The 26,706-nt window shown below is 55.4% G+C and carries 23 protein-coding genes and 3 pseudogenes; 15 read left to right on the top strand and 11 right to left on the bottom strand.

Annotated elements, in window-relative coordinates:
* Nucleotides 1–448 precede the first annotated feature (448 nt).
* Together SM755_RS22380 and SM755_RS22375 are read left to right on the top strand one after the other, a co-directional pair.
* Nucleotides 449–1,048, top strand: coding sequence for a hypothetical protein (locus SM755_RS22380; protein WP_323174636.1), 600 nt, complete (start codon nucleotides 449–451; stop codon nucleotides 1,046–1,048).
* Between the two features lie 352 nt (nucleotides 1,049–1,400).
* Complete coding sequence (locus tag SM755_RS22375) at nucleotides 1,401–1,574, top strand: hypothetical protein (RefSeq protein WP_323174635.1); 174 nt, start codon at nucleotides 1,401–1,403, stop codon at nucleotides 1,572–1,574.
* Between the two features lie 525 nt (nucleotides 1,575–2,099).
* Here the strand turns inward: SM755_RS22375 and SM755_RS22370 are convergent.
* A complete protein-coding gene (locus tag SM755_RS22370) occupies nucleotides 2,100–3,218 on the bottom strand; it encodes a site-specific integrase (RefSeq protein ID WP_323174634.1) in 1,119 nt (372 codons plus the stop codon).
* Nucleotides 3,219–3,619: 401 nt separating this feature from the next.
* On the opposite strand from SM755_RS22370, the gene SM755_RS22365 reads away from it, so the two are divergent.
* Both SM755_RS22365 and SM755_RS22360 read left to right on the top strand, forming a co-directional pair.
* Nucleotides 3,620–4,381 carry an aldolase/citrate lyase family protein gene (locus SM755_RS22365; RefSeq protein WP_323174633.1) on the top strand — a complete coding sequence of 254 codons (762 nt, stop codon included), beginning with the start codon at nucleotides 3,620–3,622 and terminating at the stop codon, nucleotides 4,379–4,381.
* A gap of 84 nt (nucleotides 4,382–4,465) precedes the next feature.
* On the top strand, nucleotides 4,466–4,966 hold the full coding sequence (locus tag SM755_RS22360; RefSeq protein ID WP_323174632.1) for a VOC family protein: 501 nt from the start codon (nucleotides 4,466–4,468) through the stop codon (nucleotides 4,964–4,966).
* Nucleotides 4,967–5,154: 188 nt separating this feature from the next.
* On the opposite strand, the pseudogene SM755_RS22355 reads toward SM755_RS22360, so the two are convergent.
* Nucleotides 5,155–6,171: pseudogene (locus SM755_RS22355) on the bottom strand (transposase); the annotation flags it as partial.
* A gap of 335 nt (nucleotides 6,172–6,506) precedes the next feature.
* Here SM755_RS22355 and SM755_RS22350 point away from each other — a divergent pair.
* The gene (locus tag SM755_RS22350; protein WP_323174630.1) at nucleotides 6,507–7,136 is read left to right on the top strand and encodes a hypothetical protein; all 630 of its coding nucleotides are present in this window, start codon (nucleotides 6,507–6,509) and stop codon (nucleotides 7,134–7,136) included.
* 18 nt (nucleotides 7,137–7,154) lie between these two features.
* Nucleotides 7,155–7,430: pseudogene (locus SM755_RS22345) on the top strand (DUF2182 domain-containing protein); the annotation flags it as partial.
* Between the two features lie 52 nt (nucleotides 7,431–7,482).
* Here SM755_RS22345 and SM755_RS22340 read toward each other — a convergent pair.
* Nucleotides 7,483–7,569, bottom strand: a pseudogene (locus SM755_RS22340) (IS5/IS1182 family transposase); the annotation flags it as partial.
* A 147-nt stretch (nucleotides 7,570–7,716) separates the two neighbouring features.
* The gene (locus SM755_RS22335; protein ID WP_323174628.1) at nucleotides 7,717–8,484 is read right to left on the bottom strand and encodes a helix-turn-helix domain-containing protein; all 768 of its coding nucleotides are present in this window, start codon (nucleotides 8,482–8,484) and stop codon (nucleotides 7,717–7,719) included.
* A gap of 169 nt (nucleotides 8,485–8,653) precedes the next feature.
* Between SM755_RS22335 and SM755_RS22330 the strand changes: the two genes are divergently transcribed.
* From SM755_RS22330 to SM755_RS22320, 3 genes are read left to right on the top strand one after another with little or no spacing between them, the layout of a single operon-like run.
* Nucleotides 8,654–9,241, top strand: a complete 588-nt coding sequence (locus SM755_RS22330) for an NAD(P)H-dependent oxidoreductase (protein WP_323174627.1) — start codon at nucleotides 8,654–8,656, stop codon at nucleotides 9,239–9,241.
* The gene (locus SM755_RS22325; RefSeq protein WP_323174626.1) at nucleotides 9,238–9,657 is read left to right on the top strand and encodes a luciferase family protein; all 420 of its coding nucleotides are present in this window, start codon (nucleotides 9,238–9,240) and stop codon (nucleotides 9,655–9,657) included. Before SM755_RS22330 ends, SM755_RS22325 begins: the two co-directional genes overlap by 4 nt.
* The gene (locus tag SM755_RS22320; RefSeq protein WP_323174625.1) at nucleotides 9,654–10,913 is read left to right on the top strand and encodes an MFS transporter; all 1,260 of its coding nucleotides are present in this window, start codon (nucleotides 9,654–9,656) and stop codon (nucleotides 10,911–10,913) included. Before SM755_RS22325 ends, SM755_RS22320 begins: the two co-directional genes overlap by 4 nt.
* A gap of 326 nt (nucleotides 10,914–11,239) precedes the next feature.
* On the opposite strand, the gene SM755_RS22315 is transcribed toward SM755_RS22320, so the two are convergent.
* The 4 genes from SM755_RS22315 to SM755_RS22300 form a co-directional block, all read right to left on the bottom strand.
* Entirely contained in the window at nucleotides 11,240–12,787 is a 1,548-nt protein-coding gene (locus SM755_RS22315) for an HPP family protein (RefSeq protein ID WP_323174624.1), read from the bottom strand.
* A 104-nt stretch (nucleotides 12,788–12,891) separates the two neighbouring features.
* Nucleotides 12,892–13,932 carry an ABC transporter ATP-binding protein gene (locus SM755_RS22310; RefSeq protein WP_323174623.1) on the bottom strand — a complete coding sequence of 347 codons (1,041 nt, stop codon included), beginning with the start codon at nucleotides 13,930–13,932 and terminating at the stop codon, nucleotides 12,892–12,894.
* Nucleotides 13,933–13,936: 4 nt separating this feature from the next.
* Nucleotides 13,937–14,737, bottom strand: a complete 801-nt coding sequence (locus tag SM755_RS22305) for an ABC transporter permease subunit (RefSeq protein WP_323174622.1) — start codon at nucleotides 14,735–14,737, stop codon at nucleotides 13,937–13,939.
* Nucleotides 14,721–15,629, bottom strand: coding sequence for an extracellular solute-binding protein (locus SM755_RS22300; protein ID WP_323174621.1), 909 nt, complete (start codon nucleotides 15,627–15,629; stop codon nucleotides 14,721–14,723). Before SM755_RS22300 ends, SM755_RS22305 begins: the two co-directional genes overlap by 17 nt.
* Nucleotides 15,630–15,689: 60 nt before the next feature.
* Here SM755_RS22300 and SM755_RS22295 point away from each other — a divergent pair, with 60 nt between their 5' ends.
* From SM755_RS22295 to SM755_RS22285, 3 genes are all read left to right on the top strand, one after another.
* Entirely contained in the window at nucleotides 15,690–16,115 is a 426-nt protein-coding gene (locus tag SM755_RS22295) for a Tfx family DNA-binding protein (protein WP_323174620.1), read from the top strand.
* 852 nt (nucleotides 16,116–16,967) lie between these two features.
* The gene (gene rdfA, locus SM755_RS22290) at nucleotides 16,968–17,717 is read left to right on the top strand and encodes a rod-determining factor RdfA (RefSeq protein WP_323174619.1); all 750 of its coding nucleotides are present in this window, start codon (nucleotides 16,968–16,970) and stop codon (nucleotides 17,715–17,717) included.
* A 2-nt stretch (nucleotides 17,718–17,719) separates the two neighbouring features.
* Nucleotides 17,720–19,513, top strand: coding sequence for an archaea-specific SMC-related protein (locus tag SM755_RS22285; RefSeq protein WP_323174618.1), 1,794 nt, complete (start codon nucleotides 17,720–17,722; stop codon nucleotides 19,511–19,513).
* Between the two features lie 160 nt (nucleotides 19,514–19,673).
* Here the strand turns inward: SM755_RS22285 and SM755_RS22280 are convergent, their stop codons facing one another.
* Both SM755_RS22280 and SM755_RS22275 read right to left on the bottom strand, forming a co-directional pair.
* Complete coding sequence (locus SM755_RS22280; protein WP_006666962.1) at nucleotides 19,674–19,889, bottom strand: hypothetical protein; 216 nt, start codon at nucleotides 19,887–19,889, stop codon at nucleotides 19,674–19,676.
* An 83-nt stretch (nucleotides 19,890–19,972) separates the two neighbouring features.
* On the bottom strand, nucleotides 19,973–21,190 hold the full coding sequence (locus SM755_RS22275) for an inorganic phosphate transporter (protein ID WP_323174617.1): 1,218 nt from the start codon (nucleotides 21,188–21,190) through the stop codon (nucleotides 19,973–19,975).
* Between the two features lie 393 nt (nucleotides 21,191–21,583).
* Here SM755_RS22275 and SM755_RS22270 point away from each other — a divergent pair, with 393 nt between their 5' ends.
* The 3 genes from SM755_RS22270 (at nucleotide 21,584) to secY (ending at nucleotide 25,189) form a co-directional block, all read left to right on the top strand.
* On the top strand, nucleotides 21,584–22,483 hold the full coding sequence (locus SM755_RS22270) for a DUF106 domain-containing protein (protein ID WP_323174616.1): 900 nt from the start codon (nucleotides 21,584–21,586) through the stop codon (nucleotides 22,481–22,483).
* Nucleotides 22,484–23,093: 610 nt separating this feature from the next.
* Nucleotides 23,094–23,516, top strand: coding sequence for a hypothetical protein (locus SM755_RS24575; RefSeq protein ID WP_369335281.1), 423 nt, complete (start codon nucleotides 23,094–23,096; stop codon nucleotides 23,514–23,516).
* A gap of 206 nt (nucleotides 23,517–23,722) precedes the next feature.
* Complete coding sequence (gene secY, locus SM755_RS22260) at nucleotides 23,723–25,189, top strand: preprotein translocase subunit SecY (protein WP_323174614.1); 1,467 nt, start codon at nucleotides 23,723–23,725, stop codon at nucleotides 25,187–25,189.
* Nucleotides 25,190–25,939: 750 nt separating this feature from the next.
* Here secY and SM755_RS22255 read toward each other — a convergent pair.
* Nucleotides 25,940–26,530: a TetR/AcrR family transcriptional regulator gene (locus SM755_RS22255; RefSeq protein ID WP_323174613.1), complete on the bottom strand. Its 591-nt coding sequence runs from the start codon at nucleotides 26,528–26,530 to the stop codon at nucleotides 25,940–25,942.
* Between the last annotated feature and the right edge of the window lie 176 nt (nucleotides 26,531–26,706).

Genomic DNA, 26,706 nt, shown 5'->3' with positions numbered 1-26,706 from the left:
GAAATGTGTCGTTCATAACATCAAGCGTGCCGCAACATAGCCAAATCAACCGCTGTATGGCGATTCACCAGAGCCGCCGGATTTTACCCTGGACAGTACTCCCACCTGGTGGTTTTTACCCCGGACATCCGAGAATCGGTTTACCCTGGACAAACAATTACCCCGGACAAGAACTGAGAAGAGGGAGAATAGATGGTAGAGATAGCTATATACGGCCGAATTGCTGATGGATTCACAAGTAAAATCGAATCGCGTAGCATCGCGACCAATAACTATATTATATTTGTTATTTAGTATTGGTTGAGTAGTCAACTCTCTTCGACTGTCAGATTGATTCCGATGTAGACATTCACTTTATCGTCGCCATCTCTGACGCGATCACTGTCATAGTCAACAGCATTCGCGAGTTTCCGACCGAACCCAACGCGGCGACCGTGAGCAACGGGTTGTGATCGAACGACTGACCGTGACGACCGACCAGATCGAATTCCTGGACTTCCCGAGAAAGCCGATCGAGGAGAGTTCGACAACGGGCACCGGTGGCGTAACCTACAATCGTCGTATCACCGAGTGGGAGCCGGAACACGGGGCCGGCGCGACCGAGTTGAACGCGCTTGAGCAGCATCCTGACGAGTTCCGCCGCATCGTTCGCGATGCCCTCGAACGGTACACCGACCCGGATCTCCCTCGCAAGAACGCCCGCCGCAGCGAGCAGTGGGAAGACGACATCCAGGCCCGAATCAAAGATCGGCTTTGCGAGGCCGGCGTCGACGATGAACTCGATGACCTGGAAGCGTGGATCGAGGACTTCAATGCCGCCTATGCGGAGGTCGCGGACGTATTCGAGCGCCTACGCGGACTGATGGACGATGAGTCGCCACTTGGCACGTGGGAATCGATGGTTCAGGACCTCCTTGCGGAGACTGAACTCCCCGTTGCGGCGGTCCCCGAGGGCGAGGCGGCGCTTCCGGATGACCCGATCTATGATTCGAGCCGGTCGTACGCCGAGAACAAAGCCCGAATCGACCGATATCGAGTGTCGGAGTAGCGGTAGTCGGCGAAACGACTGGGTTTCCACTCATAGGCCACAATATATTTCTACTAAGAGATGATGATTGTTTATAATGCCATCAATTAAAGATCTGAAACGAACGATCCTTGAGTCAGAGGGGACAGATTGGGAGTTTTTCGATGACCCTCAAACCTACGTCTATTCGCTAGACCCCCGTCTTCGAATCGAGCGATATGGAGGTCGTGAATCAAGAATGGACTACCAGCATACCTGGACCGATCGGTACCACCACTCTGAAGATACCGAAATTTGGACTTTCAGAATCTATTTCAATGAGTCACCGATTGACCATCTTCACGTTCTTCGAATCGACGAACACCGGTGTAAGATGCCATCACCACGAACGAAACCGAATCTCATCGATGATCTTGAATCACGCGAGGACTACGACGAGGTCTCGATCAACAGATATCAAGAAGGAATTGCGAGAGCGATGACTGGTGACTGGGACCATTACCGGAACGTTGGTGACATCACCGTTCGCGACGAAGACGGGATCTAATCTTACCCAAGCCGAGTCAGCGCAACAACTTCTACTGGGAATCCACCGACTGCTTCGATCATATATCGCTACAATCCGATGTAGGCGATCGCCGCAACCAGTAATATGAGTGTCAGTCCGACGAAACCCCACCATGGAAGTTCATCGTTCATTCTCAGAAGAAAACCGGCAGCATCCCTTGGGTATGTGCGTAGCCGATTAAACATACTATCGCGAGTAGGAGCAACAGACCACCGTATCCTGAACCTTCATCACTATCATTGTATCCAAACGGTGTGAGACTGTTGATTGAATCTTCTGGCAGGAATTTTCCACTGTCTGAGTCATGTACTCGCTTCGATATCGGATTCCGTTTTGGACACATATCAATATAAATTACAGTCATATACATAAACCTATGGGGATTTGTGTTCTCCACCCACTACGTCGTTGATCACGTTCGCCACAGCTTCATTTTGACATTCGAGGCCTGTGGGTCGTTTCGATCAACTCGTGGTTCGGTTCGACAACCAGTGAGTACCACAACTACTCCCGGACTTCATCGATCGACTTGGCAACATCGGCAGCCTGGATATCGCTGTAGGCTTCGTGGGTCGTCTCGATTGACTTGTGCCGCAGCGCCGCCTGTGCGAGTTCAGAGTGACCCTGTTCATACAACTCCGCACCGAGCGCTCGTCGCGCTCCGTGGGGTTTCAGATATTCCTGGTCGCCCTCGAGTTCAATCCCGGCCTCACTGGTGAGCATCTTGAGGATCTGTCGGCCGGCCTCTTTCGTGATCGACGGCGGGGCGATCGCCTGCTCGTAAAGAATTGCATCGATGTCGCTGCCGGGTTCGGGACGCTCGCCTGTAGCGTCCTCAACAGCCTGGTACTTGCTCGCCGTATGGCCGGTCGGGAACACTGGCCAGTCGTCGATCGGCGGTTCGTGAACACGCTCGAGACGTGAGAGCGCGTTGTGAGCCCGGTCGGTGAGCCCGACGGCCTCGTACGCTCGAGATTTGCCGTACACCTCAAGGGTACGGTTATCGAGATCGACGTCGCCCCACCGGAGACCACGCCGATCGTCGTCGTTTCTGTCGCGAAAGAGTTCGGCCCCACGAACGCCGAGTTCCGCGAGCAGGACAACGATGGTTCGGTCGCGGTAGGCACGCTCGAGCGGTACATCGATAGTTTCCTCACGAGCCATCCCCACGCGTTCGTCTGCGTACGAAAGGAGTTGCTTGCGTTGCTCGGGCGTCCAGAACTGCGTGTCTCTCGTCGGTCGATCTTCGGGAAGGAACTCCTCGGCACGTTCGGTGTCTGCGGGATTCGTGTCGAGTTGCTCATCGCGAACGCAGAACGACAGGAACGCCCGCACGTACCGGAAGTACGTATTCGCCGTCGAGCCCGCGAGGTCACCGTCGATCGTGCGTTCACGGAGACAAAGCCCGTACTCGCGGCAGTCTCCCGAGTCGAGTTCAGCGACGCTGTTGATTCCTTCCTTGTGGCAGAACGAACTGAACTCGGTCAGCGCCGGACGCATACTCGCGCGACTGCCGCCCGAGTCGAGCGAGTTCAGGTAGCGGTCGACTGACTGTTGGATGGTCGTATCCGTGGGGTGGCGATCGCGAGAACCAGTTGTGGACCTCGAATTTCCCGAATCCATGATCTTCACTGTGGGGTACAGCGTCCACCCTGGTAAACTTACTTGGTTAAATTAGCTTTTAGCCAAGTGTGTTGAATATTGGCTCTATCCGGTATTTACAGCAGGAACACGGCTCCTATCCATGATATGGCGTGGGATAAATCGTATTTCGCTCTATAGAACGCATTCCTCTACCGCTTCACAGATTCCGCTTTCAGGTTCCTGCAAACCAATAGTCGCCGACAAAATACGCTTCCTCTAAGACAAAGGTGGATCTGCGGAGAATACAAAACGTTTCAGCGACTGACTCAGTCGCTTAATCGTCGAACGTCAGCCTAGGAGAGTAACTAGCCGGCCGGTTTGAGCAATGTGGTTTCGCCGCTACACAACTCTCTATTTACAGGGGCTTCGAACCGGTGAGCATGGTCAACGAAAATCACGCTTTAGCTGAACTCAAGCGGGGCAATAGTGTTGTTGGCGCATGGATTTTGTCTCAAAGTGCTCGGACGGCAGAAGTACTTTCGCGGACAGATATTGATTGGATTGGTATTGATACAGAGCATGCTCCGTATTCACCAAAGCACGTAGAGAGACTGATTCGAGCGATTGAACCCAATGCTACACCCATAGTACGGCTGCCATCCATTGACGAAGCAACTTCGGGAGCAGCGAAGCACGCTCTTGATTCTGGGGCACAGGGAGTGATCGTCCCAAGCGTCCAAACCCCCACAGATGCGCAAGCAGTTGTAAGATCGACCTATTTTCCGCCGGTTGGAGAGCGTGGAGTCGCTGGTACTACACGGGCGAATGGCTATGGTGAAAACTTCGAGGGCTACGTTAACGACGCTGGTACCGAAACACTCGTCGCGATCCAGATCGAATCACCTCCTGCTGTTGAGGCGGTTAGAGAAATCCTCGCGGTTGATGGAATTGATGTTGCATTTATCGGCGAGAACGATCTCTCAGCAGCACTTGGATACCCTGGAGAGACTGATCATCCAGAAGTAAGGAACGCTGTCGAGCGTGTTCTCGATGCGGCGATTGAAAACGATGTATTTCCCGGCATTGCAGGCCGAACACCAGCCATACAAGCTGAACGAATGGACCGGGGTTTTCGGTTCTTCCTGCTTGGGGCAGATTTGAGTTTTATGCGTAGCGGTATCCAAAAGTTCCTATCTGAATAGGGAAATATCCCCAGTAAGCGAACGTGTTTATCAACGCGAGCAAATCTATTATACAGATAAATTCACCCGTATTAGTGAACTAGTATGGCACTCCCAGTACAGGGCGTTTCTGAACTCGTCCTTGAAGTTGCGGACATGGATCGGGCGGTCTCATTTTGGTCGGAAACACTCGGATTTCCCATTGTTGACCAGTGGGGGTACACTGATGGGCAGTTTACTGGATCGGTCTCTGGAACCAAAATTTGGGCAACGTGGATCTATGTCGGAGGAAACACTCGCCTCGGCCTGTGGCTGCCTCGCGAGTTTTCCGATGAAGACAAAAAACACAAAGCACAGCCGGTCAGTGACTGGCCCGATTCTGCGTTGTATGATGAAGGTGGCGACCACGTCCATTTCGCCCTCTATGTTGACGAGAGCGAATTTGACAGCGCATATGAGTTCCTTCAACAGACGGATATCGCCGTGACAAAACGAGAATATGAGGCTGAAGCTCCCTACCAGTCATTATACTTCAAGGACCCAGATGATCACGTTGTCGAGTTGTATACCCGTCCGATCGAGGAAAATAATCAACTTAAAAACTAGTTAGCCGTCAACCAGAAGAAGGAGACTATTCTAGCCTGATCTCGGCTAGGTCGATTTGTCATGCACAGGCTGACCATTCATTCCAATCCTCACCGTGTGTAGTAAACGAATGATGCTCATCTTCACTCTCTCATCTGAGAATCAGACCAGCACAACATGAAATAAAGTGGCGTGAAATAGCGCTGCCGCTCACGAATCGGCCGAGCATCTAGGACTAATGGAACGGCTTTCCCAACCAACTGTACCGTCGCCCACTGGTAAGCGTACTCACCATCTTTCGTGCCGGGTATCTCGTCCTCGTGGCCTGTTCGATCGCCAGTGAACGGCTTTGTCTCGGTCGTATCGATCGCAACGAGTCCAGCACGATGGAAAACTTCCGTCTCCGACACTCGGTCGATAAGCCGCTGCAACGCCTCGTGATACATCTCGCGAATCGACTCGATCGAGAGATCACGGATGTGCGCTCGATGAGCGTGTCCTAACGGTGACCGATCTCGCTGGGAGTCATAGAGAAAGCTGCGTGCTCCTTCGTTCGCTGCCAGATTTTCTCGGAGCCCGAGGTACGTCTGGAGATCCCAGAACCCGTTCGGATGAATTTCACAGTTGTCCCCGCGATTAAGCGAGAACGCCGGGTAAACAATGTGGCTCACTTGTTCGGTAACCTCGTCTGCATGAGTGAGTACTTCGTAATCGGTTGGACTGGCCTCCTCATGGTTCTCAGAGGTGCGAAGCGGTTCTCTTGGAACATCGCTGCCTTCTCTGTTAGCGTTGATGAGAACGGTTCGTGCGCTCTTCTGGATCGTCTCCTGGAGATCAGGTGAGAACCGGCAGTGCCACGTCCGCCAGAGTGTTGACTGATCAGGAAGTGTCTCGAAGCCAAGTTGCTGCCGAATCGCTGGCCGGTTTTTGAGATGCTCGAGGAGCGCTGTTTCGTGATTCCAGCCGTAGGCTTCTTTCAGCAGAAACGCCCGCACCAGCGTGCGCATTTCGTCCGTTGTTGGCTCGTCATACTGGTCATGAGATGTCAAATCAGCGTATTTCAGCGCGAGTTCACAAATGAACTCGTCAACCGAGTCATGGGCTTCGTGAGTCAACCAGGCCGATGCGACAGTCAGAATATCCTCTTCGAGTGCCCCGAGAGAGCTTCGGTCGTACAACCCTGTCGTGTCGTACGCTGGCCACTCTCGATACGAATCCGTTGCGATCGCTCAAAAGACGTCGCGTCGCGAAGCCTGCGTTGAGGCCATTGGGCGAACGCTGCTGACTCGAGCGCAAGAGCCTATCTATACTGCTCAGTGCAGGTCATACAGGTATCGTTGTATTATAAAATCATGTTCATCTTCAATTGGGTGCGGGAAACAGAACTACGGTGCCGACGGCGCACATGCGAAAACTGCTAGGAGGAATGGGGATGTATCGACCTCGCTCAGAAATTGTCTATTCGGACGTTCTATACTCAAACTTGAATCCCCTTGGTTGTTGGGGTACCTTTTGCAGTATTGACAACTCCTTTTCCTCTGGGTGCAGAGGATATGAACGCATGCAACAAATTAGTGAAGTCCACTTTACGACTCACGGCAAGACTGAAAACCGGCAACTCATCGATCGATACATCTTAGACGCAGTCGAGAGACTCCCGCAGCAGGAGTTCTGCGACCACGCGGCGTTCATGCCCTTAACGCACGACGCAGTCGGTGGCAGCAACATCTGGATCACGGTTGCAGGCGACATGGAAACTCTCGTCGACCACGAATCCGACGACTGGGACGACCTCGTCGAGGAGGGGTTCGTATCGGAATGGGACGTGACCGAGGTGACAGAGGACTGGTACGAGATTGCAGGGGAGCAGGGTGGTGAGTTACTCCTCCGACTCCATCGCGTTGCGAATCAGGCGACTAAGGCCGCTTTCGAGGAATTCGAGACCCCACCAGCGCCAGTTGACTCCTATCCAGAAGAGGATGCAAAACATCCGGTCGGGTGGTGGATGGTGCTTGACACTATGTCGGGGCACCAAGAGTACTCCTTCGAGGAAAGAGTGGAGGCGTTCTTGTATGGGATTCGGCATAAGTACGAGGATGTCTCTAAGTTGGAATCGCCCGAGAAGGCGGCCCAGCAAATCGATGAGTGCATTCAATCACTTGAAACGTTCCGAAACGAGATCCAAGACTGACAAATTCATCGCGATAATTTCCTTATGGGTCACCATCAGCCGGGGATTCGTGGTGCCGTCCGGATGAGTTGGCAGTTCAGCATCTTCTGCGTGGGATGCTGTTGGGTGCTGTTCACGTTCATGGTAATCGTGGGCTCGATGAACATCGTCTGGATGGTACTTATCGCAGTGGTGTTCTCGCTCGAGCGGACAGTTGCATGGGGTGAGCAGCTGGCACGTGCGGTCGGAGTCCTCGCTGGCGCTGCCGGGATTTCCGTCATCGTGATCGCGATACTCTCGTGTCGCTTATCGTGAGTGGTGACTAAGCGCTATCTATTCAGCGCGGTACCCAGACACTTGTCAGAGTGATTAGTGTGACTTTCAATCGGTGGATCGTCAGCTTCGCTCGTTTCGTATAATGCTTCGAGGCGTGACTTCGGTCGAGTCAAGCGCTAGATGGATACGTATCGAGAAGAGGCTGAACTAGACAGTGTCATCGGGTCAAACACCCACCGAATCCAGTTTGATACATAGAGTCACGAACTATGTTGCAATACGAGCTGCCAACCGATTTCGAAACTACGGGTCACAAGCAGTGCATCTATTCTGCCTCTTGATTCTCGTCTGCTTCGACTGCTGACTTGCTGATAGCTTCCTTGATAATCGTTTCTTCCGCACGATGGAGCACACCGCTTGCAGCCGATGGATTCACACCAAACCCTTCCGCTAGTTCCGTGAGGGTACACCCACGTGGACTATCGTAGTAGCCGCGTTCGACTGCTTCGGTAATAAACTCGTGTTGTCGAGGCGTAAGCAGTTCAGTCGGGTCGTACGCTTGTGTAATTGACTGGAGCTGATACGGGATACCAGCAGCGTCCATCTCCTCCGGCAACTGTGATACCCGCTCGTGCGAAGCAGTATGCTCTGCCGTCAACCACCCATCCTGCAAGCGAGCAGGAAATCGCGGCAGAATCCCTGACGAACGAAGAGCTCGGTTTGATTCCGTTTCCGGAATCAAGTACTGAATCACTACCGTCTGTTCGTCGTTGTGCAGCACCTCGTACGCCATTTCTGAAGCGTCGGCAAAGTGCTGGATAACAGTTTCAGGTTTCGTTGTATCGAGTTCTACAAGTCCGAGTATGCCACCGTCAGTCGGATGACTCGAGAGGATACTGAACTCTTCGTCGGGTAACTCGGTCGATATTGCAGCCAGTGGATCTGCGCGTGCTGCAGCATCGAAGGTGAGTTGTACGCGCGGCATCGTGCCCACTAGTACTGAGGCGCGGTTCAAAAATCCGGGAGATGATTCACGTTCGGAGCCACGACGCTGCTCGCTGGACAGTTGTGAGAACACGCAAAGCGTGATCATAGAGTGCAGGTCAGGGACTGGATGTGAATATATTCACGCGAATTTCAACAGTGCGTTCTCTCCTTTTGTTACTCATGGTGCCATCAAGCCACCATCGAACTAGCAGTTCCCAGGAACAGACCGAGAGCCGTTGGTGTAAAGTGTTGATCCAAACGAGGGATCGACGATAATGTCGGCTTCTTCGCTCAACATTCTCGTCGTACAGGGGACGATCCGGGAGGGCCGGTATTCGATCCATCCCGCCCGGTATGTCACCGACCGATTCCGCGAGAGAGGACACGCCGTCGATCTATTCGATATGAAGCACTACGACATTCCGCTGTTCACGAACCGGCGAGATGCAGTCAGCGACCCACATCCCGATGTGGACACATTCGGTCGGCAAGTCGAGGCTGCGGATGCACTCGTCATCGTCGCGCCGGAATACAATCACTCGATTCCCGGCACGCTAAAGAATCTCCTCGACCACCTGTATCCGGAATACGAGGACACAGCGTTTTCGTACGTCACCGTCTCAGCAGGTGGGTTCGGCGGTGTCCGAGCTCTCAGCCATCTCCACGATATCACACTGGAGTTCAACGCCCATCCCGGACCTGACCTGCCCGTTTCGAATGTGAGGGATGCGTTTGATGAAGACGGCACCCTTATCGACGAGACGTACGAGGACAGGTTCGAGGAGTTCATCGAAGCGGTCGTTGAACATGCAGAGCAGTTCGCTCCATCTACTGTCGGTATTTCCCCGGAGGCCGGCAGATGAATCAAATTGAATCTACTGTCAGCGAATGGCACGGCGTGGAAGTCGATTCGCACGACCGTGGCGGCGGGCGCGAATTCACCCTCGATGGGCGGGAAATCGGCCACGTCCACCGCGGCCAACTCGTCGATATTCCGTTCGCTAAACGGGTCCGTGACATTCTCATCGAGGAGGAGCGGGCCGAAAAGCATCACGTCATGCCCGACTCCGGGTGGGTGTCCTATCGGGTCCGGTCGGACGACGCTATCGAGGGAGCACTCTGGCTTCTCCGCGTCGCGTATCTCTACCGCGTAGTCACGCTGCGGAAACGCGAGGAGACTCAGGTTGGCGGAGACACGGTCGATATCGATGCGGCCCTCGATGAGTTGAACGTGAGCGACGCGTTGGAAGACGTGTTCAACGAGATGAGAGTCGCATGAGCGGTGAGACGGCACTCCCACGCCCGCGGCTCGCACAGGGAACGCTGTTACTCGCCAGTATGCTCACTATCATGGCGGGAGCAACGATTTCTCCGGCGCTGCCCGCTATCCAGCGGGAGTTCTCAACTGCGCCGAACGCGGCGATGCTCGTCGGACTCGTGCTTACCATGCACGGGCTGTTCATTGCGGTTGGCTCGCCCATCATCGGCGCGCTCGCTGACCGGCACGGCCGCCGATGGTTGCTACTGGTCTCGACAGTGGTTTACGCGCTCGCGGGCGGCTCGGGATTCGTGCTGGATTCACTGGTAGCGATTCTCGTTAGTCGAGCGGTGCTGGGACTGGCCGTTGGAGGCATAATGGTGACGGTGACCGCGCTGATCACCGACTACTACGAGACGAACCGCCGAGAAACAATTCTCGGACGCCAGGGCGCCTGCATGTCTCTCGGTGGTGTCGTACTGTTGCCACTCGCGGGCGTGCTCGCGGATATCAGCTGGCGAGTGCCGTTTCTCGTCTATACGGTGGCGCTGGTGCTCCTGCCGGCAATGGCGTTCGCATTGCCGGAGCCCACTCGGCGCGAACCAACCGGCGATCGTCCGACGAGCATCAACGAACTCCGTCAAACACTCGCTCGATTTCCGCTGCGGACGCTTGCACTCATCGTCACACTCGGGCTGATCGGACAGATCATCTTCTACATGATCCCGGTTCAGATGCCGTTCTATCTCGAAGCACAGACGGGAGTAAGCGGATCGTTGATCGGCACTGCGTTAGCAGTGTCGACGGGTGCTGGTGGGGTTGCGTCGCTGCTTTATGGGCGCATCCGCCGTTCTGTGAGCGTGATCGGCATCGTCGCACTCACGTTTGCGTTCATGAGCACGGGATATCTCATTATCGGAGTTAGCGGGACGTTCTTTGGCATTGTCGCTGGGCTGGTGTTTGCGGGCGCTGGCAGTGGGTTCCTCTTGACGAATCTCAATGCGTGGATTGCGGCAGTCACTCCGGAACCCGTCCGCGGCCGCGCCCTCAGCGGGCTGACGAGTGCATTCTTCCTCGGGCAGTTTCTCTCACCGATTGTGGTCCGTCCAGTAAGCGATATCGTTGGTTTGGGTGCGACGTTTCTCAGTGTCGGTGTTGTACTGGCAGGTGGAGCGGTTGTATTTGCTCTCACAACTGTGTACGTCACGCCACCGACTGAGTCGGAACACGAATCTGCCGAACAATCACGTTTGCCAAAAGAATACACGGTCGACTAACTCGACGCCTCAAAAAGACGGGATCATCAACACCGGGCACTGGTAGTCGACTGTGGGTGCTGTTTACGTCGAGTCCAAAGTTCAGCATCACTGAGACGGAACTCAGGGGTGGACTAATGGCATCACCGATCTACGTCATCACGTGATGTATTTTTCACACTAACGGGTCCGATCCATCGAAAAAGAACCCGTAGCCGCGTCACCGACTGTTGTATCAGTTATCGACGCATCTGTCGGCTGATTCAAGGAACGATACTGCCGATCTGCGTCCGTGACTGTACTGACGACCGCGGGTCGCCCGCATACTGTCAAACTGTCAGGTGCAGTCACCCGCGTTGCCCGTCTCGAGCCGTCGAGACGATCGCGAGGTCGCACTCCAGGTCCGCGAATCGCTCGGCGGTGGGCGGAGAGAGGAATCGCGAGGCCCGCGAGCGATCGGTACTCGCTCCGACGAGGGCCAGATCGAACCGCGGTGCCTGCTCGGCGACGAACGACTCCGGCGTCGCCGTAACGGCTCGAGTTTCAATCTCGACAGGAGCGTTGTCGTCGCTCGCATCGTGGTCGGTACCGTCAAACGGCGCGACAAGGTGGGTGAGAAACGCCTCGGCCTGTCTCCGGTCTCGGTGCCAGCTACCGCGCAGACAGTGACAGACGCTCACCGATCCCGCAGTTTTGGCCAGCCGGATCGCGAAGTCGATCATCGCGTGTGCGACATCGCTCTCTCTTGCGATGGGGACGAGGATCCGTCTCCAGTCGGTCCGCCCGTCGGCCGATCGATGGACCAGGGCATCGACGTCGCCGCGTAACAGTTCACGGACGAACGGTGCGGGTCTCCCGTTTCCCTGATCCTCCTCGTACGGGGCGACGATTAGATCACACTCTGCCGCGCGGGCGGCTTCGAGGACGATCGTTGCGTCGTCGTCACCCGCTGCGACGACGACTTGACACGGAACGTCTGTCGCTGATTCGATCTCGCGAGCGTACGCCTCGAGCGGATCGGCGGTGTCGGAGCCGACTCGTTCCTCGGCGATCGTCTTCGCATCGGCTCCAGCCTCATCGCGCTCGGCGGCGATTGATTCCTCGGCGTCGGCAACCGTCGCGTCGTCGACTACGTTCAGTAGGACGACCTTTCCGGCGTCGTGTGCTGCGGCGAGTCGAGCACCGAGCATCGCGGTCGCCTCCGAGTGATCACCGCGCATTGGGACGAGGACGGCGTCGTCGGCCGTCGTACTAGCGTAGAGCAGTCGCGCGCGGCGCTCGTAGAACCACCGATGCCAGCCGACGAAAGCAGCCGCCACCAGCGACGTCGAAACAAAGACGCTGAGAACGTACGCCAACGCAGCGCTCGTCCGACCGGGCAACGCACCGAAGACGGTCACGTTCGCGTCGACGGGGTTGGTTACGAGTACCAGTAACGCCGTCGAGAACGCCTGTGATTCCTCGAGGTCGAACAACCACGTGACAGCGCCGGTGAGGAAGACGGCGAACGCTGCCGCACCGGCGTAGACGCGAAACGTCTCGGGCGGAACACCGCGCCAGTACCGCGTCACTTCGAGCGCAACCCAACCACACAGCGCACCGAGGGTCAGTCCACCAATGAACCGGCGCGGCGAGGCAGATTTGCTGTTGGGCTCGGAAAACAGCGTATATGTGCCCGACGCCAGCGGTGGAAATAGCAAGAACGGGAGCGTCGAGACACCGTTCGAGAGTGCCGTTATGGCGGCGATCAGCACCGGGACGAGTAGCAACGCGGAGAGGTGAATCAGGTTTCGCGTGTTCTCGAGCCACGACCGAAGTTTGTGTAGTTCGTAGCGTTCGATCCGACGGAGTCGAGAACCGATCGCGCTCCAGCGCGACCGGGGTCCCTCAAGCATGCGGTAACATACAGGCGGACAGAAAAAGGTCGTTTCGCTGCCCACGGGACTTACCTGCAGCATCCTGACTACCACGTGGGTGCGGAAACGTTAGTACGGAACCGTTAGAGCAGGTGAATTGCGTCCGGGGGGATAACCATGCTGAAAGCGTGCCCAGAGCCGATCTCGAGTCGCTCGAACACCGATGGCTGTACAGTCACAACGAGCGAATGTGAACTCCCGTCAACAGCAACGGTCATGCGGTATTCAGCCCCTTCGTTCAGCCAGTCAGTGACTGTTCCGTCGAAGATGTTCCAGCCCTCACCATCGGTTTCTGCGGCCCCCTGGACCAGTTGGACGCGAGACGGGTGGATACAAGCCGTGACAGGTCCGTCCGTGGTCTCCGCCACCGACGCCAGAAGCCGGCGGTCGCCGATATCGATGATCGTTCCGTTCTCGTTTCGCTCAACTACCGTCGCCTCAAGGAGGTTTTCTGTGCCAGTGAACCGTGCGACAAATCTAGTCGCAGGTCGCTTGAGGACGGCCGATGGTGAGTCCACCTGCTCCACCGAACCGTCTCGGAAGATAGCGAGGCGGTCACCGAGCGCCGTCGCCGTTCGCTGGTCATGCGTAACGTAGACGATAGGGATCTCCAGCGAGGCGAACAACCCCGCGAGGTCGCGGCGCAAGCGTCGCCGGATCGGCGCGTCAAGACTCGACAGCGGTTCATCGAGGAGCAGCGCGTCGGGATCCGCCGCCAGCGTGCGAGCGAGCGCAACCCGCTGGCGTTCGCCACCGGAGAGCTTCGCCGGGAGTCGATCCAGCACGTCGGTAATTTCGAGCAGTGAGGCGAACTCGTCTATTCGATCCGGGTCAGTCGCCGCGTACCCAATGTTTTCTCGGGCGGTCATGTGGGGAAACAGTGCACCCTCCTGTAAGACGAGCCCCGTCCGTCGCTCCTCGATAGGCGCGTCTTCGAGAGACCGGCCGTCCAGCGAGAGGGATCCCGAATCAGCATCCATGATGCCAGCAATCAACGAAAGCAACGTTGTCTTCCCGCTCCCGGACGGGCCCAGAACCGAGAGAACTTCGGCTTCAACCGAGAGATCTACCGGGCCAAACGCGAAATCGGTGTAGGTCTTCGTGATGTCTGTCAGTTCCAGCATACGATCACTCTAGTGGGTTTGTCCCGAGGGCATTGAGGACGACCAGTGTCGCGACGGCGATTCCAACGAGGATAACGGCGAGAGGGAAGGCGTTATCCAATCCCATCGTGGTGAACGACACCCAGATTTGGACCGGCATCGTTCGAGGATAGTACGCGAGCATTATCGTCGCACCGAACTCTCCGATAGCGCGGGCGAACGCAAGGGTGATACCGGCGAGGATGCCCGGCCACGCGATGGGCAGCGTGATGTGCCGAACGGTCGCGAGCCGACTCTTTCCCAACGATCGCGAGGCGTATTCCAACTGCCGGTCAACGCTCTCGAAGGCTGCTTTCGCCGTGATGACGACGAACGGCGAGGCCACGAACGTCTGCGCCAATACGACTCCAGCAGTGGATCGCGTTAGTGAAACGCCGTTGGCCGCTGCGAGTTCTCCGAGGACGGTATTCGGTCCGACAACCGTGAGCAATACCATGCCGCTGACTATCGGAGGCAACACGAGGGGGAGGACGACGAGTGCAGTCACGATTGTCCCAATACGTCCGTCGGCGCGAGCCAGCCAGTATGCAAGCGGCAGGCCGAATAGTGATGCAAGACCCGCACTCGCGAGTGACGCCGTGATCGACGTGGTTGCGGCGGATGCCACGTCCGGTGTCGTAAGCTGACCGAGGATTGATCCCGGTGGTTGACTCACAACGAGCGAAATCAGTGGCACGAGATAGTAACAGAGCAACACTGCTCCAAGTAGAAACGCCACCGACAGCCAATCGAACCGCTCGAAGGCGGTTTCAGTGTGTAACTTCATCGGGAGCGGTACCAGTGAATTGAGGATAATCATCGGGAACGACGAACCCGAAGTCGGTCAGGTACTGGCCAGTTGTGTGCGTCCGGAACACATCGAACACGGGCGGGGACTCGCGACGGACGGTTGACCCGTAGCTGATACGCCTCCCCCGAGCCACCGTTCCGTCCGGCAGTTCGTAGCTGGTGGTCGCGTACGTATCGGCGTACGCGGGATCGCTGAGATCGATCTCGGTGGGGAGGTCGATATACTCGTACCCGCGCTCTACGGCCATGTTTCGGTAGGCGATTGCAGCATCGATCGAACCCGTCTCGAACTGGCTAATAAGCTGCGTCTCCGGATAGATCTGTTCTCGTAGCGGAATCGTCTCCCGTAGGTTCGCGTCCGTCCCGTAATACTCGGTCGCGAGTTCGAGCATGAACAGCGTCCGGTAACCGAGCGGATCGAGATCGGGATCCGTCCGACCGATTTCGACGTCGCCATTGAGGACGGGGCGATACCAGTTCTCGGGACCGACGCCTGCAAGACGCTTCCCGCCCGCCGTGTCAGGATTGTACGCGAGAACGATAGCGTTCGTCGCGAACTCGGCAACCCACTCCGACTCAAGTGAGGAGTCAAAGAGCGCAATGTCTGCGAGCGAGACGATATCCGGATCTTTCTGTCCCTCGGCCGCGAGACGAGCAACCTCGGTAGAACCGCGCGACTCGATCTGAAGAGGAGCGTCAACACTCGGTCGTAACCCGTTTTCGAGACCGTTGTTCAAACTCCCTGCAGCGAGCATCGAGACCGGTTCCGATTGTTCGCCACCGGTCCTGGAGCAGCCGGCGGTACCGACGAGCAATCCAGCAACCCCGGAAAGGGTCGAGCGGCGGCTAATCGACGAGCTATCGTCCATAGATAGAACGTTTTCTGTTTGACCATTAAGCTTATCTCAAAGAGTTCTGTTTGAGTTCATATGGTGGCAACGGAGACCACGGTCCTGACAGACCGGCAAGTAACGGTGTTACAACTCCGGGAACAGGGAGAGACACAGCAAGAAGTCGCCGACAAATTGGGAACGACGGGTTCGAACGTGAGCGCCGTCGAACGGGCTGCTGAAACGAATGTCGAGAAGGCGCGGCGGACGCTAGAACTCGTTCGTACACTTCGTGCACCCGCACAGTTCACCGTCTCGCCCGGAACAAGCTTCGACGAAGTTGTCGATCGCGTCTATGCACAGGGGGACGACGCGGGAATCAGAGTCGCGTACTGTCGTCCGGAACTCTACGCACATCTATACGGTTTACTCGCGGAGGTCACCGACGAGAACCGGCTGATCTCCGCGGTCAGGATCGGCTTGACGGAAGCCGGTGAAGTGAGGGTATTCAACGATCTCGAGTAACTCCTCGATCGGTACCTGAGGTGAGACCAACACACTCACGATAACGGTTTCACCGAGGTGGCGTCGCCTGTGACTCCTCCATCGTCTCGATGAGTACGGGGCAGTCAGATCGTCCCAGAATCAACGAGAAATGTTGCAGCCTCGGTTTCGCGTTTCTCTGGAAAATGGTACAAAAATATCGTCCTCAGAACCCAAACAGTTTCGTTGTGCTGTACGAGAACGAAGTTCTCGCAACCACCGTGGGATCGGTCTCGCGACAGCTGAAGAGGGTAATTCCGTGTTGTAGTAGTGTGCAGGTAGAGCGAAACAATAACGAATTCTCTGTCGACCGTCTGCCCACAAATTGTGCAAGCGGTCAACGCGTATCTTGTGGAGGAAAACCGCTTTTCGATGGGTTCTTAGTCAGTGTATTCGAGCCGATAACTCAGGCCAAGCCGCCAGAAGACGTTCAGATGGCCATAGACTTCGATGAAGAACGACACATCACTGAAATTCTATTTCTCATAAATTTATGCAGGAATGTAGCAGCAGGATCGGTTTCTGACGTCCAAAAGTTTTGGTATCGAGAATTATATCCTGAATCAATATTGCATCATATAATCAATTCTATCCGGAATTGATTCTGATAACAATCTTCTGAGAGACATCCTCCCCGCCGTGACCGGCAGAATTCCCTCCACCAATGAGATTTTGATTGGGATGTGGGTTTCGGTTATCAAAAGCCGCGAGCAATACGTAACTTCTCGAACGGTTGGAAACTCAGATATCGGTGAGTGTCGCAGGTCGTTCATCCGTTCCCCCAGTAATCACGTTTATTAACTGGCAGGCCCACCCTTCGTGTAGACCAAACCAATGGGTTGCAAGATCGATTCTCTCATTGAACGCCACGGCCTGACAGTGCCCGGTGCAGGACACGAATCTGTCGATGAGTATCTTGTAGCACGATGGACTGGATCCGATGGCCGGTCCGCTGACGGATACAAAGCCCTCACCGAGTGGTTCAACAAACGACTCCTGAAACGGTTGTACGAAGAACACGGACGCGACACGGTGTCTGTCCATCTAGACCGCGAATACGAAGTTATCACCGGTGACGCGGACATTCAACGTGACGAGCTAGCTGCTGATCTCGCTACCGATGGGCTTGATATCGACGATATTACGGATGAAATGGTGTCGTGGAGCACGATGCGTCACCACCTTAAAGGCTGTCTTGAGGCCGAAAAAGAAACGACGCCAGCTAAAACGGATTGGGAAGCAAACACCGTTCAGATGGCGCAAGAACGAACTGTCGAAAAAGCACGGTCCGTGCTCTCATCGCTTGCGTCGAAAGAGCGTCTCCGAGATGCGGAGCAAGCCGAAATCGACGTTCAGGTTAAACTAAGTTGTCCAGACTGTTCTGTCCGGGTGCCCTTTGAGGATGCCGTCGAACGCGGGTATGTGTGTGATGCACACGCCGAAAATGAGCCTGAAGAGCCAGTGAGAGAACGTCTCGGCAATAAGTTGTCAGTTATCGCAGCCCCCTACATGGTCGCCGAAGCGCTTCAAACGACGTTCCTCGGTGAACCGCTCTTGGAAGCGGCTGTCGTTGTGCCGTTCTAACCATGACGTGGCATCTTTCGCTCGAGAATATCGCGGGTATTCGAGAGGGTGAAGCCTCCATTGAACCCGGCGTCAATGCAGTCCGCGCAAGTAATTGGCAAGGTAAATCGAGCTTTCTCGCGGGAATAAAGACCGCCTTCGGCACCGTGAAGCCGCTGACCGAAGGACAATCAACCGGTCGAGCCGTTTTGGAAACTGACGATGACAACGACGAAGTCATTGTCGAGTTAAAACGAACGAACGGGACCGTCTCGCGGTCTGGCAACCCCTACCTCGATGAGGAATACGATCGCGTCTGTGCGTCATTATTCGCCTTCCTCGACGAGGAAAACGAAATTCGACAAGCGATTCGAGTCGGCAAGAACGTAGAGTCGGTCCTCACACAACCCCTGGATTTCGAGAATATCGACGAACAAATAGCGGATCTACGGACCGAACGCGATCAGGTCGAACGCGAACTCGAGCGGGCCGCACAAGCCGCTGATCGCCTCCCGCAACTCCAACAGCGAGTCACTGGTCTCGAAGGTGATCTCGAGGAGCTACGGACCGAACGCGAGAACCTCGATTCTGACGCTGGTGCCGAAAGTGACGCTCGCGAACAACTCAGTGACTTCCGCGCGGAACGGGACCGACTGACGGCGAAAATCGACCGTCTCGAGACAACCACCGAGCGCGTTCGCGATACCCTCTCGGAAAAACGCGCCGAACTGGAGTCGCTTACCGTGCGCTCGGGTGATGCGATCGAGACTGAACTCGAACAACTCAACGACGATCTCCGCGATATCGAACGAGACAGGGAACTATTGCAGTCGGTCTACGAGGCGAACAAGCGGGTGCTCGATGAAGGGCGTGTCGAACTACTGACGGCGGTCTCTCACGAGATGCTAGCGGATTCAGTGACGTGTTGGCTCTGCGGAAACGACGCGACACGCGACGATCTCGAGACGCAATTATCCGCACTCGATGATCGGATCGCTGAACTCCGCTCACAAGCTGCCGAGATGCAAGATCGCGTCGACGAACTCGAAGCGAAACGAGACGAGTTCAAGACGGCACAGCGACGAGAAGCCGACTTAACCGACCGCATTGGAGAACTGGAGTCTCGACTCGCTGAAACGGAAGAGAGTCTCGAATTAACGCAGGAGCGACGAGACGATCTCGACTCTCGGATTACCGAACTCGAGGCGGAAGTCGATTCGACTGACGATCGCATCACCGATCTCGAAAGCGAGATCAAGTACACCGAGGCGGAACTAGCTGATGCACGCGCTGAACTCGACGAATCGGAGTCCCTTGCGGAACAACGCGATACGCTCGAAGAGGAGTATGACGCGTTGGCCGCCGATATCGCGGATCTCCGTAATCGAAAAGAAGAAATCAAGCGTCGGGCGCGTGAGGCTTTCTCGTCGGCGCTTACGGATTTGCTCGACCAGTTCGATACAGGATTTGAAACGGCACGTCTCACGAGTTCATTTGATCTCGTTGTCGCACGCAAAGGACGCGAGGCTCAACTGGACGCGCTGAGTGAGGGCGAACGGGAGTTGCTCGGAATCGTCGCGGCGCTTGCCGGTCACGAAGCGTTCGAAGTCGGCCAGCGGGTACCGGTGATGCTTCTGGATGGTCTCGGTGGGCTCGCAAGTGATAATCTACAAATCCTGGTCAAATACCTGGCTGACCGGACTGAATACCTCGTTCTCACGGCGTATCCCGAAAACGAAGGGTTCGATGCGAACGAGCTTTCGCCGTCCAATTGGCAGGTTGTGTCGCGTGAGTCGGATGTCGAAGCAACACCCTGATGGCAGTCTCTGATTGACGGAGCAGAGATTGATCCGTTGAAGCGGTCTGGATGCGGCTCTTTGGAATCAGTCCGATCATATGGGTCTCTGATCTGTTGCATAGCGTCGGTAGGGTGTGGGAGATGTGAACATGACGACTCCGAAGCGCTCTCTTCGGGACTTAGTCCGTAAGCGGGAGGAAGATTCCGAATCCGAAGACGGAGAAAAATCCTGTTGCGATACCGATCACCATCGAATCGAAGAGTGCAGTCTGTTCCCAACCGGGGAGTTGTCCGATGAGGGACGGGCCGGCTGCGGTTCCGATTGCACCGAGGAGAAAAAGGGCGACCCCGAGAAGGAACCCTCGCTTGGTATACGTTGCGTAGTCGAGTCTCATATTGTGCCCCATACTGCGGAATGAACGGAGGCTCAATAAAATCGGTTTCGACTCAGCGACCATCGACCGACTCGTTTTCTGCCCTATCCACCGCCAAGCAGCGCGTTCAAGAGGCGGTAGAGTGCGTAGCTGATGATTCCAGCCCCCAGCATCGATCCGACCCAGGATCCGACCGTGATGCCCACTTTTCGCGGTGAGACACCGCTCCCACTCGACGAGTCCGCGGCGAGTCCGCTTCCGACGATACTCGCGATCATCACTTTGTTGAACGAGATCGGAATCCCCAGGACGATTGCGAGCTGTGCAATTAAAAACGCGGGTATGAGGGCTGCAATCGAGCGCCTCGGTCCGAGTGTTGCGTACTCGTTCGAGACTGCCTGAACGAGTCGCGGGCCTCGGACCCATGCGCCCAGGAGAATTCCGCCGCCACCGAGCGCAAGCAAGAAGATTGCGGGCATCTGGAGAGTCGTTTCGAAGATCGCCTCGAGTGGCCCGGTCGCCAACCCGACCTGCGTGCCGCCACTCGTGAACACGACGATAAGTCCCAGCGCGACGAGAAACTGATTGATCCCGGCGGCCTCGTCTCGCTGTAGGAGGGCGCGTGTAGCGGCAAGAGCAACGAGGCCACCGACGACGCTTACGGCAATCATCCCCAGCGTGTAAGAGCCGACGACGGGAGTCGGGAGTAGATCGTACGCGGTGGCGAGATATCGAGCGACCGATCCCTGTGCGCCGCTCGGTGAGGGGATGATCGTTAGCTGGATGTTCGCCAGCGCGTAACCGACTGCGCCAGCAAGGAACGGGATCCCGACGGTTTCGGGAAGACGGTCGCTTTGGAGGCCGCGTGCGAGCCCGTATGCGAGAACGCCCTCCACAATGGGAATCGCAAACCAGAACTCGAGAATGACGATGTATTCGTGGACTGCGAAACCACCGCCCAGTGCGATTCCGACACCGATCATCGCTCCGGTAACGGTGAATGCAGACGGGATTGGAATACCATACGAGTTCCCGATCGTGATCAGGCTTGCAGCGGTCAACAAGGCCGCTGTTGCTGCAAGCGGTGTGATCGTGACGCCGGTGACGAGATCTTTGCCGATCGTCTCGGAGATACTGCCGCCCTGTAGTATCGCACCGAATCCGGCTACCACGCCGACCAGGAGGGCTGCTCGGAGGACCGAGAGGGCGTTTGCACCGACGGCGGGAGCCACGGGTGCCGAGTTGCTGTTCCCGCCGACTGTGAACGACATGAATAGGGCCGCCAGTAGTGCGATCGGAAGAACGAGGATCGCGGACGCCATCGATCTATGCGTGCCCCGCTCGTACTCGCCAGTGATGCATCGAGATCGGTTGATGACGACTCGGTGTTCTCATCTCTTCGGGATCACGCTGCAAACCGGATGAATCCATCGAAACCACGCATATCGGCGCTCGTTGTGCCAATGTTCTGTATAAGTAATAGAACTCCAATGCGTTTCAACGAAGGTGACGGTACCGCAGCATTCCAAAGCGTCTTTTAAACGCCACCGACGCTCCGATGGTCAATTCGAGCTAACAGTGAGGTAACAACCACTTAGTGATTGTCAGAGAAGCGGTGGTCGACGCTGCGACTGTTCACCTGTTTGGAAGGTCTATCTGGAACGATCGAAACGGAAGAGTTGATAATCGTCCGATTCAACCATCGAAGTAACTGTATGCCCGGAGAGCAGTTAGAGGAGTTTATTGGGAATCCAGCGATGCGTGAGTCGCTCTCTATTATCCTCGAACGGAGCGACGGCGGTACTGAAGAGATTCAGTGGAGTGACGTGAGTGATGCAGTATCGAGTAGTCAGTGGGGGCGGTTGATCCGAGAAGAAGTGCTTGTCGCGGGAGGGACCGGATTTACACTGGCGAACCCCGACGAACTGGAACAGCGGTTAGGAGTAACCAATCGTTCCGTCTCCAACGAGAGCAGTAGCATCGACATTGAGTCCGTGTCGTGGGAATGGTACGATAAAGCGGCGGGGATAACTGCGCTGGCTCTCTTCACCGGCTATTGGAACACTGGTATTCGAGATTTCATCGCATCGTTCGATAACGTCCTGCTCGCGCCGATCACAGCGCACCTTCCGTTTCATATTGTGATACTGTTGCTTGCTATAGTGACCGGACTCTATTCGACCCTCTTGCAATCGAGGTTGATGGATACCGAGAAACTCCAGCAGTATCAGGAACGGATGAGCGACTTGAAAGAACGGCGGGAGGCAGCCAAGGAACGCGGTGATGAGGAAGCGCTTGAGCAAATTCAGGAAGAACAGATGGAAGCCGCGAGCGATCAGTTGGGGATGTTCAAAGTGCAGTTTCGACCGATGGTCTGGATAATGCTGTTGACAGTTCCAGTGTTTCTCTGGCTCCGATGGAAGGTGCGGGGCGGTCACTTGGGAGTTTCAGAATCGGGAATGGTCGTTCCGATTGCTGGTGCTGTGTCGTGGCAAGAGGCTCTCTTTGGACCGATGTCGACGTGGATCGTCTGGTACTTCCTCTGTTCGATGGCTTCACGGCAGATCATCCGGAAAATATTCAACACCCGATCCACCTCCGCAGCCACATCATAACAATGACTAAGTGGTTGTTTCCGAAGTACTCTCTCCCGGCTCGGTAGCCTTGATTACTCGTTGTATCGGTGAGGCGCTCGTTTTCACAGATACGTGTCGTTCGGCGGTTCAGCGTTGGACCCAACTCCCGTTTGAAATCAGATGAGGTCTCGATCGTGGCAACTGCAGAGGGTGTCACGTGAACGGTAGCTTAGCCTTCCCTTGCTGGCTCTATTCGTTTCCGCAGTCACCGGGACCCACCTCACCATCTCACATCGTCCGTTTTCGCGGCCTTGTCAACGAGCAAGTGTTTTCGCGAGTGTGAACAGGAACGTATAACTCGCACCGTTAGGTTGGTTTCACTATGCCCTCGATCAGTGACCGCTTCGAATCACCCTTTTCAACGACCGTCTTTCTCGTTGGAACGCTCCTCGTGATTTCGGGAGCCATCGGGATTCTTCTCGATATCGTGTCGAAGCAAACCGTATCCGGATTGGGAATGTGGACTGATCTGGACCTCGGAATAATCGGTATAATCACCGTCACTGGCGCTGTTTTCAAGAACCATACACAACAATCTGCAGAACCAGTATCGGATACCGACCACCTACCCACCCGTCCCAAACGGGACATCTACATCACGCAGTCTCTTCTCGAGACGCTTCTTCAACTTGCCCGTCAAGCCGAACCGAACTCGCTTTCGATCGGTCTTGCAACGACACCCGCAGGCGAGTTGAACGGTGCTGATGGCATATTCGACATGACGCCGGTTTTCACCCATCTGTATTTGCCAGAACAGCCGAACTCGGTTAGTTCCGTCTTTGGCGTTGATCTGCATACACCGCCTCAGCGCACGCAGGGACGATTCGTCACGCACCCGCTTTCGGAGCTTCAATTGACCAAATGTGACGACTTGCACGAGATCGTCTTCGTTGCTGTCCCGCCGTGGGATGAAACATCCGTTGGGGCATTTGATCGAGCCGGTCGCCGTCACTCACTGCGCATACTAGATGCAGTGCCGCCCGAAGAACCGCTGCCACAACCAAAACAGTAGTATTTTTGTCCCCGACTCATCAACCTCTATCTGAACGTCACTCAGCCGTATTAGCCACGGTGGCAGGGAGCGAATAGTCTCGTTTCGCTGTCACCCGACCGCGCTAGAGTGACAACGCTATCACAATCCATGAGAGGAAACAGTACTACCGTCTGTCTCCGACGGTCGCATTGTTGTGAATTACGTTGCCACGCTGAACGAGAGTTATGAGTTGGAAAGAAACCGCTGAGCCTATCCTTGTCCGGATGCCGGCCGTTCGTAGTCCCGAGGGCCACGTTCCGTTTCGGCGGAAACTCGCGTGGACGGCGGGGACACTTGTGCTGTACTTCTTCCTATCTAACATCTACCTTTTTGGTGCAAACCAGGGGAGTGATATCTTCGCTCAATTCCGATCGATACTCGCGGGCGGTCAGGGGACGGTTCTTCAACTTGGAATCGGTCCGATCGTGACAGCGAGCATCGTCTTGCAGTTACTTGGCGGGGCGAATCTGCTCGGGATCGATACGGAAGATCCCCGTGATCAGGCCCTGTACCAGGGATTACAAAAGTTCCTCGTCCTCGTAATGATCTGTCTTACCGGCCTGCCAATGGTATTCGCCGGCGGGTTCCTTCCCGCAGACCCGCAACTCGCTCAAACACTGGGGGTCTCACTGGGAGTGATCAAGTGGTTGATCTTCTTCCAAATCGCCGTTGGCGGCGTTCTCATCCTGCTTATGGACGAAGTCATCAGCAAGTGGGGTGTTGGAAGCGGTCTCGGCCTGTTCATTGTCGCCGGCGTAAGCCAGAAACTCATTGGTGGGCTCATCGCGGTCCCCGGTATTACCGGGCAAAATTCCGGTATCCTGACGACGTGGGTTCGAATACTGATCGGTGATGTTTCAGTGGGATCCCCATTTACAGCATACGGGCTTCAGTCGCTGATATTCGGGGTTGGCGAACTCCTACCATTGTTCACAACCCTTCTCATCTTCGGACTTGTCGTGTATGCCGAAAGTGTTCGCGTCGAGATCCCCCTCTCGCATGCACGGGTAAAAGGCGCTCGCGGGAAGTTTCCGGTGAAACTCATCTACGCAAGCGTTCTACCGATGATCTTTGTCCGAGCAATACAGTCCAATATCCAGTTCTTCGGCCAGCTATTGCACAGTCAGTTGCGCGACGGCTTGCCGACGTGGCTCGGCGTCTATAATTCGAATGGCCAGCCCATCGACGGCCTGTTCTACTACCTCAATCCAATTCACAGCCCTCAACAGTGGATGTGGTGGGCAGGTGCTGCCGGTCATTCCCCGTGGCAGATCTTACTACGTGTGTTCATCGATCTCGTATTCATGATCGCTGGCGGGGCGATTTTTTCGATCTTCTGGGTCGAGACCGCCGATATGGGTCCCAAGGCAACGGCCAATCAGATTCTGAACTCCGGAATGCAGATTCCTGGTTTCCGGCAGAACCCCAAGGTGATGGAACGAGTTCTTGAGCGCTATATTCCGCAGTTAGCTGTCATCGGGGGTGTTCTCGTCGGGTTGCTTGCTGTGCTCGCGAATATGCTCGGAACGATCGGCGGCGTCTCTGGCACATCGCTCTTGCTTACGGTGAGTATCACGTACAAGCTATACGAGGAAATAGCCGAAGAACAGTTAATGGAAATGCATCCGGTAATGCGGCAGATGTTCGGCTGAGTCACAGGTCTCGTTCCGGTTCCCGTTTCTCACGCTGATTGTCATTTCAGAAGCGATCCGACCGGAGTTTTGCATTCTTTGGATCGTAGAAACACGCCATCAGAGCTGCGCTAACGGGAAACAGATGGAGAAGAGATGGTAACCAAGACCGTAAATCAGGACATCGATCACACGGGTCGCGCCACTCGGAAACGTTCCACTCCGTGTGTTCGACGAGTTCGACTACGGACCCGGCCGTGAGTACTCACCAACACGTTCTTCGGAATTGTTGTCGGAAACCACGGTACTGAAGAATACCAACCGCGATTGATGAACTCGAATAACAATGGCTTAGGGGTTGTTATTTTTCCGGCGCTGTAGGGCGACCCCACGGCTGGTGTCCTCCAGATACTGTCCGAGAACCATAATTTCTCTGCGTGTATCCGGTTTGGACCACCCCCTACGAACGTTCAGCACCTCTGGTAGCCACTGAAACGGTTTATACACTGATCGTACAGCCGTCATACGATCAGGCGTGCACTGACTTTCAGTAGCTACTATAATTCAACGAGCATCGGTGGTGTCTCCTGAACGAGCACCCATTTCGTGGAGACGAATGGCAACGCCCGTAGCGTATTCCCCGGCCACTTGTTTTTCCAAGATCCCCTAGATGTCCGCTATAGCTCTTGTTAAGCAGTATTTCAGTATTCCCAAGATACACAGCGGCCTGTTCGTTCCTTAAATAGACTCAGATAGACCGTGCCGAGTTCGTCACAGTAACATCGCGTCGACATATTCACTCGCAGTCTGACGCGCTGTTTCGAGTTCCTCGATATCGTTTAGAACGACTGCTCGAGTACGGGCACCGTCAACGATAGTCATCAACGAGTGGGTCACGTGGGCAGCGTCCACATCGTTGAAGACACCTTCGTCGATGCCGTGGTTGATAACTGCTTTGAGCATATACTGAATGTACTCGTCGTTCTGCTGGAATCGGTCGCGGAAGGCATCCTTGTAAGGTGCCTGACTCCGCATTTCGAGCAACGCTATCGGAAGGTCTAACCCTTCCTGCGGTTTGACGAGGAGTTGATCGAGCAGTAGTTCAAGCCGCTCTTCTGCGTCAGTCGTCTTGATATCCTGAATCGAATCGGCAAACTCCTTCAGGACATAATCGAGAAAAGCCGCAAGGAGTTCGTCTTTTGTATCGTAGTAGTAGTGTACTGCAGCCGTTGATTTACCGTATTCGTCTGCAATTCGTTTCATCGTCAAGTCAGCATATCCGTGTTTGTGAAGAGCCCGATAGATCGCCTGCATGATCTCCTCGTGTCGCTCCGAGAAGGCCTCATCCCATGGATCACCCATTTGATACTGCTTTACTCTACGGTTTGATAACCGTTATGACCCACCAACGAATTCTCCAGATAAAACCAACTAATTAGCCCGAAATAAGCCGCTAAATGCCGTCAGTAGCGGCATCTCGCAAATATTCCTTGCTTCCAATTTATTGACTGACTAATTAGTAATTGAATTGTGAATAC

The organism is Natrialba sp. PRR66, from assembly GCF_034808065.1.
Taxonomy (GTDB): Archaea; Halobacteriota; Halobacteria; order Halobacteriales; family Natrialbaceae; genus Natrialba; species Natrialba aegyptia.
This window is presented reverse-complemented; position numbering and strand designations above follow the sequence as displayed.

Coding starts and splice junctions, on each gene's coding strand:
- SM755_RS22375 (WP_323174635.1), top strand. CDS start 1,401: ATGCCATCACCACGAACGAAACCGAATCTCATCGATGATCTTGAATCA.
- SM755_RS22370 (WP_323174634.1), bottom strand. CDS start 3,218: ATGGATTCGGGAAATTCGAGGTCCACAACTGGTTCTCGCGATCGCCAC.
- SM755_RS22365 (WP_323174633.1), top strand. CDS start 3,620: ATGGTCAACGAAAATCACGCTTTAGCTGAACTCAAGCGGGGCAATAGT.
- SM755_RS22360 (WP_323174632.1), top strand. CDS start 4,466: ATGGCACTCCCAGTACAGGGCGTTTCTGAACTCGTCCTTGAAGTTGCG.
- SM755_RS22350 (WP_323174630.1), top strand. CDS start 6,507: ATGCAACAAATTAGTGAAGTCCACTTTACGACTCACGGCAAGACTGAA.
- SM755_RS22335 (WP_323174628.1), bottom strand. CDS start 8,484: ATGATCACGCTTTGCGTGTTCTCACAACTGTCCAGCGAGCAGCGTCGT.
- SM755_RS22330 (WP_323174627.1), top strand. CDS start 8,654: ATGTCGGCTTCTTCGCTCAACATTCTCGTCGTACAGGGGACGATCCGG.
- SM755_RS22325 (WP_323174626.1), top strand. CDS start 9,238: ATGAATCAAATTGAATCTACTGTCAGCGAATGGCACGGCGTGGAAGTC.
- SM755_RS22320 (WP_323174625.1), top strand. CDS start 9,654: ATGAGCGGTGAGACGGCACTCCCACGCCCGCGGCTCGCACAGGGAACG.
- SM755_RS22315 (WP_323174624.1), bottom strand. CDS start 12,787: ATGCTTGAGGGACCCCGGTCGCGCTGGAGCGCGATCGGTTCTCGACTC.
- SM755_RS22310 (WP_323174623.1), bottom strand. CDS start 13,932: ATGCTGGAACTGACAGACATCACGAAGACCTACACCGATTTCGCGTTT.
- SM755_RS22305 (WP_323174622.1), bottom strand. CDS start 14,737: ATGAAGTTACACACTGAAACCGCCTTCGAGCGGTTCGATTGGCTGTCG.
- SM755_RS22300 (WP_323174621.1), bottom strand. CDS start 15,629: ATGGACGATAGCTCGTCGATTAGCCGCCGCTCGACCCTTTCCGGGGTT.
- SM755_RS22295 (WP_323174620.1), top strand. CDS start 15,690: ATGGTGGCAACGGAGACCACGGTCCTGACAGACCGGCAAGTAACGGTG.
- rdfA (WP_323174619.1), top strand. CDS start 16,968: ATGGGTTGCAAGATCGATTCTCTCATTGAACGCCACGGCCTGACAGTG.
- SM755_RS22285 (WP_323174618.1), top strand. CDS start 17,720: ATGACGTGGCATCTTTCGCTCGAGAATATCGCGGGTATTCGAGAGGGT.
- SM755_RS22280 (WP_006666962.1), bottom strand. CDS start 19,889: ATGAGACTCGACTACGCAACGTATACCAAGCGAGGGTTCCTTCTCGGG.
- SM755_RS22275 (WP_323174617.1), bottom strand. CDS start 21,190: ATGGCGTCCGCGATCCTCGTTCTTCCGATCGCACTACTGGCGGCCCTA.
- SM755_RS22270 (WP_323174616.1), top strand. CDS start 21,584: ATGCCCGGAGAGCAGTTAGAGGAGTTTATTGGGAATCCAGCGATGCGT.
- secY (WP_323174614.1), top strand. CDS start 23,723: ATGAGTTGGAAAGAAACCGCTGAGCCTATCCTTGTCCGGATGCCGGCC.
- SM755_RS22255 (WP_323174613.1), bottom strand. CDS start 26,530: ATGGGTGATCCATGGGATGAGGCCTTCTCGGAGCGACACGAGGAGATC.